This is a genomic window from Moorena sp. SIO2C4 (genome assembly GCF_010672485.1).
GTDB classification, from domain to species: Bacteria; Cyanobacteriota; Cyanobacteriia; order Cyanobacteriales; family Coleofasciculaceae; genus Moorena; species Moorena producens.
The window spans coordinates 1-5,835 of the sequence record NZ_JAAHGN010000450.1; the positions used below are offsets into that span (position 1 = coordinate 1).

Genomic DNA, 5,835 nt, shown 5'->3' on the forward strand with positions numbered 1-5,835 from the left:
TTCAGCTGGCAAAAGAGTCAACACCAGATGCGGACATGGTGATTGCTGTACCCGATTCCGGTGTCCCGGCAGCTATCGGCTTTTCCCGAGAGTCCGGTATTCCTTACGGAGAGGGACTGATTAAAAATCGCTATGTAGGTCGCACCTTTATCCAACCCACTCAGAGTATGCGAGAAACTGGCATCCGAATGAAACTTAATCCCCTCAAAGATGTCTTAGTTGGTAAACGAGTGGTACTAGTAGATGACTCCATTGTTCGAGGAAACACCAGCAGCAAACTTATCAAAGCTTTGCGTGATGCAGGTGTAGCTGAAGTACATATGCGAGTCTCCTCGCCCCCAGTCACTCATCCTTGCTTCTTTGGAATAGACACCGATAACCAAGAGCAACTGATTGCCGCCACCAAGTCAGTAGCAGAAATAGCCAATTATATTGGTGTGGATTCCCTCGCTTATCTGAGTTGGGAGGGAATGATGCTAGCCACAAGGAAAGACTCCAAGAGTTTCTGCTCTGCTTGTTTCACAGGTCATTACCCTGTTCCCCTTTCAGAAGAACTCAAGCGTTCTAAATTGATGCTGGAAGAGGTACAGGTTTGAAGGTAAAAGAAAAAAGGTAAAAGGTGGCACCACACCCATAACAGGGTGAATAAATTCTCCCGATCCCTTTGCCTTTTTCCTGCCCCCCGATCTTTGGGGGGATAAGGGCAGCCTTGATGATACTGTTGGCGGCTTAGTAAATTTATTGAGGTTGCCAAGGCTGATCATCCCCTAAAGTTAAGAAATTCTACACGAGCTCTGCTAATGCCCACCATTGTTCAATACATAGGTTATTATTATCACTGAGTGGTTATTATTATCACTGAGTGATTAAAAACGATTATGGGTGAAGCAAAACGCCGGAAAGCAGCACTGGGAGAAGACTACGGGAAAGAAGCCAACATATTTCCATGGCTCCCGATAACTAAAAGTCAGGGTGAGCAGTTTGTTAAATGGACGACTAGGGGAGCTTGGGCTGGTATTGTCTTTATGATTGTATTCTGGCTAACGGTGAGATTTATAGGACCGGCATTTGGTTGGTGGCAAGTAAATTAACATCTAAGGCTCGCTAATAACACGGAACTATCGGTTGTGCTTGAACCGGTAGTTAGGTTAGTTAAAGAATTTCCATAAACATATAGAAACTACTAATGTATATCCCTTGACTCATGAAAATTATGACAAGGGAGCCAATTTGCCTTGACCGACAGGTTAATTTTGGGATAGAACAAGGCAAGAGATTAAGGAAAAGATTGACAAGAGTCTATTTCTTAGAAAAATCCCCCAATTTTATCCTGATTTATCTTGAAACATGAAGATTAAATTTTTAAGAAAGAATAGAAGCTCTAAAATCTAGGAGTGGTGTTTGGAGAACAGAAGTGTTTATACGACTTGCAGAGGAGCACCGTCAATTTGTCCGAGATTTAGTAATGAATCTACAGGCGTTGGCAATTGTACTAGAAAACCAAGGCTATTTAGCCTCCTGCTACACCTGTGGTGGGCAGATGAATAGCGCATCGTTTATGGTTAGCTTGGGGGACAATCACCTGATTCGATTTTTGGTTTCAGATTACGGGATCACTTGGACTGAAATGCGCGATGACCGAGAGCTGATGAAGTTGGAAGGTGCTGAAGCAATTGGTCAACTACAAGATCTCGCCAATCTGGTTAAATACCGAATTCGTCCTTCAGAATCTCACCCTGCCCTTAAGTTACCAGTGCCGTGACCTTAGAACTGAGTAAGGCAAAACAGGAATCCAACCAGGATTGGTAAACACAGATTCCTAAATACAGATAGATAGCACAGTTTTATCCATATAATCCTGTCCATCTGTGTTTTGATCAACATCAACAGCGAAAGGGAAAAATTGATGGCTGGCTAATTGGTGGCTGGCTAATTGAGTGTTGAAGGTTAACTGTTAACTCTCAACACTCAACTTGAAATACTTCATCCAAAGCAAAAGCCCATAGAGTGCTTTACCAAAGGTTAAGACCGACGGCTAAGAGGTAGTACCAAATTGTCTGTCATCAAAGCAGTACAGGGGGATAATTTGAGCTTTTTCCTGGACAGCTTGATAGAGTGGTTCATGGTCATGGATCCGTAAATCGTTGCGATACCAGATCAGGATAAGTTTTTGATTCACAGTGGCTGAGGTCGGTTCTGTTTGATTTTGCCAAGATCCACGAAAGCACGAAAATGCCATTAGGCCGTAGTCCTTATGTCATCTGATGGTTAGGGGTGCTTTTTGAAGTTGCAGATTTTTGTAGTCCGATTGGATGGCATGCTGCAACTGCTGTAGCTGTGCGCTAGTAGTGCATTTTTCCACTTTACCAGCGTCACCCTTACGGATCAATTGCTCTACTGTGTCTCGGCGTTCGCGTAGCGTGGCCTAAAGGCCATCGACAAACAGAACATCAGACCAGAGCTAGATTTTGAGAATCCATGATTCAGGAATGTCGGTAAGTATGGCAATTTGGCGCTTAGTAATGGGAAACTTCTTAGGCGCTTTGATGCGGCGAAATAAAACAGTGATTAGAGCCAAGAATTTGGTTTTATTGATGATTTGGTTGAGATAGGTGCTTTGTCATAGCGATCGCTGGCACAATGTCATCTACTGTGATGTCGAACATGAGGGTGAATCGAGCATCAGGTATTAAGCAGCGCAGTGCTTGTAGATGGGCTTCTGCTTGATTTCGGCGGCGAAAGCGAGGGACAACGATTCCCTGGCATTTAGGCAGATGGCGGATGATGCGCCAAGGAAATAGTTCATCTTTATAGCTCATTGATGCACTCCTAATTAATTGCTTGTTGTATTCTAAGAAAAGAAAGTTTTGTAGTCCCATCTTGATCCAACACAGTGATGGGCGATTTACAGACTTAATTCCACAGACTTAATTCCAATACATGTGTGTAATTATGTTCATTAAGTTATCAAGTGTCTATGCTTAAAATAAGCTTCTGATCTAACTTTGGTGTGTAGGCGATGAGCCCAAGCAATGAGAAGCACACAGACAAAACAAGGAGAATATAAAATCCGAGTTAACAAACATGCTAACGCCAAGCAGCATTAAGAAACTAGACAAATTGGCCAAGAGGTTGAAGAGCAGTCGCAGCGAGTTGGTAGAGCAGTTTGCTAGAAGTCAAGACAATCCTAGTCTGGTTGCCAGACACAAATGCTGGAGGCGCACACCTATAGGGAATTTAATTCTTAATGGTAAGAGCGCACCTAGGGTATTTTTGACTCAGAGATCCAATCAGGTTGGAATCCCACGGCAGAAGCGGAAGTAGATATTAAGGAGCTCGAACGGCTATTAGAGGAGTTGCACAAACGACTTAATGCTAATTTTGCCAACAATCCGGAAGTCTGCGGTGACCTTAGAAGATCATTAGTGAGATGCATCTAACGCGATCGCATATCCTTTCCATCATAGATCGTCCCAGGTCGGCAAAAGATTCCTTAGGTAATCCTGTAGGCATGAACGCTCAACTGGAAAGTGCTAGCGTACAGCATCTTTCAAGTCATTTCATGATACAGTTTTCCATGAATAAACTCTTCCGATGTCTTGGTGCGCGTTCCCATGGCGAGGGAACCTCGCCGGGGTCGCACCGCTATCTAGGAATTCTTGTCACTCTTATCTTGAATAGTATCGGGCTACACTCCTGTACCCCTCAAATTAGTCCCTGTCACATTCAAACTCAAGAAGCTCGAAGTATAAGTGTGCAGTCTAATGAGCCTATCTATAACGAGATTTTTGGCAATCAAGAATGCTCACCTCAAAAGCTTGTCTTAAGAATTCCTGTAAACTCAATACAAGAAATTCCAGATACCAATAGTTTACTGAATCATAGATATACTCCCAATATTGTAACCTTATTAACATTTTCTCATCAACCTAAAAGTTTTTATATCAGACGTATTGATAACCATAAGGACGGATGGGTTTATAAAAAAGCTAGTTGCTTAGCTTGGAAATGGTCTAGGGAAGATGAGCAACAAGTTTTAAATTTAAGTCTGGAGAGAAATCTCCAAATTCGTGACCCTAAAATTAAAAGTGTTATTTTCATAGTTTCTTTGCCCTTTGAAATCAAAGATGCTCAAACCAATGTTAACCTTCAAGTTTACACCTGGGACTTATTTGAAGGAATTTATTATTTAAAACTCAAAAATTATCCCAATTTAAAAGAAATATTAAGACAAAAGGAGAGGAGAAGCAGTCAAGCCAGTAATGCATTTCGTGATGGGAAAACTGTTAAACATGAAATTCAAAAAGAATTAAACCAGATAGATGATATTGGAGGAATACATCTTAATAATTATTTTGAGTCAATACTGGATGGAGAATACCTCAAAAAATATACTCCTAGTTCAGAGTATAACTATTGCGAAATACCGGAGGATTTAAAAAAATTATAACGTTTAGTACTAGTATGAGTTTGGGGATTTGGACGACAAATTATAGGTAAAACCAAAGGTATAGGCTCCAAATGCTTCACCGGAAAAGAGTAAACTAACCAGACCCTAGTAGACACTACTCTACTTAATCAACTGATGTGATGAGATATGACTGAATTTGAACCAGCAACTACCAAGTCTGAAAACTATATTGAAAAGCCGGAAGATCGTGAAAAGCTTGAAGATTGGTATCGCAGAGAAAAAAGACTTCAAGTCTTAATAATTTTGATATTGTTAGCACTTTTAATAATTTCTAGTTTTGGACAGTTGGCTCTATTAGATTACTCGTTTGGGGAAAGACTTGCTCTGTCAAAGGGTGATAAAATATTTGGAATTGAGACTAAGAATTTACTCAGTTTATTGGTAACAGGTGCTTTACCCATAACCTCCATAGTAGATGGGTCTGGAATTATTAGCAAAAAAATTAAGATACCTTTACCATTAACTAATGGATTATCTATAATTTGGCTGGTGCTCTTAGGAGATATATTTTTGAATTTCCAAGCCGTATTAGTCAGCAACGAATCCGGAGCAGTAGATCAGTTAATACCGGTTATTGCTTTTGTTGTAGCCATAATTTTTTCCACAGCTTCCCTTTGTCTAAGTAGAGGCATAGTAGCCGCTAGCAAAAAATTCATGGCCGCCAGAAAAAATCTTCAAATCCTAATGGTATATGGGATTAACCCTACCCCCTTGTATAAGGATAATGAACAACTTAAGTTAAGAGAAGAGAATCAAGCAGCAACAACAAAGGCTGAACAGGAACGAAAAATAGTTGTAGAAGAAATTAATCAACACCAAGAAGCTTTAGAATTGGTAATCAAACTCGACAAAAATAAACTTAAATATCCCAAAATAGAAGCAAATAAAACCACAAAAAGTATCCAGGCAATTAACCAATTATTGAAAACCAAATTAGAGCGGTTATTTTCCCCTAACCCTAAATGTATTCAAAACAAAAAAAGTATTAATTACGGGGATAAAACTGCCAAATAAAACTATAATAAAAACCGAGTTATTGACGAAAATAAAGTCTTTAAAATAAGCATTAATCTATCAGCATTAAGCGTGGATATGAATCCTAGTATGGTAAGCTGTTAGGCATTTTTAATGCCTAACAGTTTAGCCATTTTTTGATAAACCGCTTGCGACCCATAGACGCGAAGCGCGGCTCCGGTGTGCAGTAGGACGCGAAACCGAAGAGGGTTATATGCTCTGAGGGAACAGGCAAGGGGCAGCCAGAGGTTGGGCAGGTTCTGATATAGCACTACCCATTAAGATGTTTGACATTCCATAACTCCGAAACGTAAGTAATCGCTTACTTTTAGGTGCGACCCGTGGCGAAT

At 40.5% G+C, this 5,835-nt stretch carries 7 protein-coding genes and 1 pseudogene; 6 read left to right on the top strand and 2 right to left on the bottom strand.

What is annotated here, in order from left to right:
- From F6K20_RS21580 to F6K20_RS21590, 3 genes are all read left to right on the top strand, one after another.
- Positions 1-596: amidophosphoribosyltransferase (locus F6K20_RS21580; protein WP_287295977.1), on the top strand; the 596-nt coding region annotated here is incomplete at its 5' end.
- Between the two features lie 282 nt (positions 597-878).
- Positions 879-1,091, top strand: a complete 213-nt coding sequence (locus tag F6K20_RS21585; RefSeq protein WP_008183321.1) for a DUF2839 domain-containing protein — start codon at positions 879-881, stop codon at positions 1,089-1,091.
- A gap of 323 nt (positions 1,092-1,414) precedes the next feature.
- Entirely contained in the window at positions 1,415-1,762 is a 348-nt protein-coding gene (locus tag F6K20_RS21590; RefSeq protein ID WP_044492888.1) for a DUF1815 family protein, read from the top strand.
- A 276-nt stretch (positions 1,763-2,038) separates the two neighbouring features.
- Here the strand turns inward: F6K20_RS21590 and F6K20_RS21595 are convergent.
- A pseudogene (locus tag F6K20_RS21595) lies at positions 2,039-2,239 on the bottom strand (deoxyribodipyrimidine photo-lyase); the annotation flags it as partial.
- Positions 2,240-2,588: 349 nt separating this feature from the next.
- On the bottom strand, positions 2,589-2,819 hold the full coding sequence (locus F6K20_RS21600; RefSeq protein ID WP_044492889.1) for a hypothetical protein: 231 nt from the start codon (positions 2,817-2,819) through the stop codon (positions 2,589-2,591).
- A gap of 265 nt (positions 2,820-3,084) precedes the next feature.
- On the opposite strand from F6K20_RS21600, the gene F6K20_RS40115 reads away from it, so the two are divergent.
- From F6K20_RS40115 to F6K20_RS21610, 3 genes are all read left to right on the top strand, one after another.
- Complete coding sequence (locus F6K20_RS40115) at positions 3,085-3,324, top strand: ribbon-helix-helix protein, CopG family (protein ID WP_008183332.1); 240 nt, start codon at positions 3,085-3,087, stop codon at positions 3,322-3,324.
- A gap of 430 nt (positions 3,325-3,754) precedes the next feature.
- On the top strand, positions 3,755-4,450 hold the full coding sequence (locus F6K20_RS21605; protein ID WP_131826914.1) for a hypothetical protein: 696 nt from the start codon (positions 3,755-3,757) through the stop codon (positions 4,448-4,450).
- Between the two features lie 147 nt (positions 4,451-4,597).
- Positions 4,598-5,485 (top strand): hypothetical protein, encoded by an 888-nt coding sequence (locus tag F6K20_RS21610; protein ID WP_008183335.1) that lies wholly within the window; start codon positions 4,598-4,600, stop codon positions 5,483-5,485.
- Positions 5,486-5,835: the final 350 nt, after the last annotated feature.

Bases quoted from the DNA above. Each gene is read 5' to 3' on its own strand.
- F6K20_RS21600 (WP_044492889.1), bottom strand. From the start codon at position 2,819: ATGAGCTATAAAGATGAACTATTTCCTTGGCGCATCATCCGCCATCTG.
- F6K20_RS21585 (WP_008183321.1), top strand. From the start codon at position 879: ATGGGTGAAGCAAAACGCCGGAAAGCAGCACTGGGAGAAGACTACGGG.
- F6K20_RS40115 (WP_008183332.1), top strand. From the start codon at position 3,085: ATGCTAACGCCAAGCAGCATTAAGAAACTAGACAAATTGGCCAAGAGG.
- F6K20_RS21610 (WP_008183335.1), top strand. From the start codon at position 4,598: ATGACTGAATTTGAACCAGCAACTACCAAGTCTGAAAACTATATTGAA.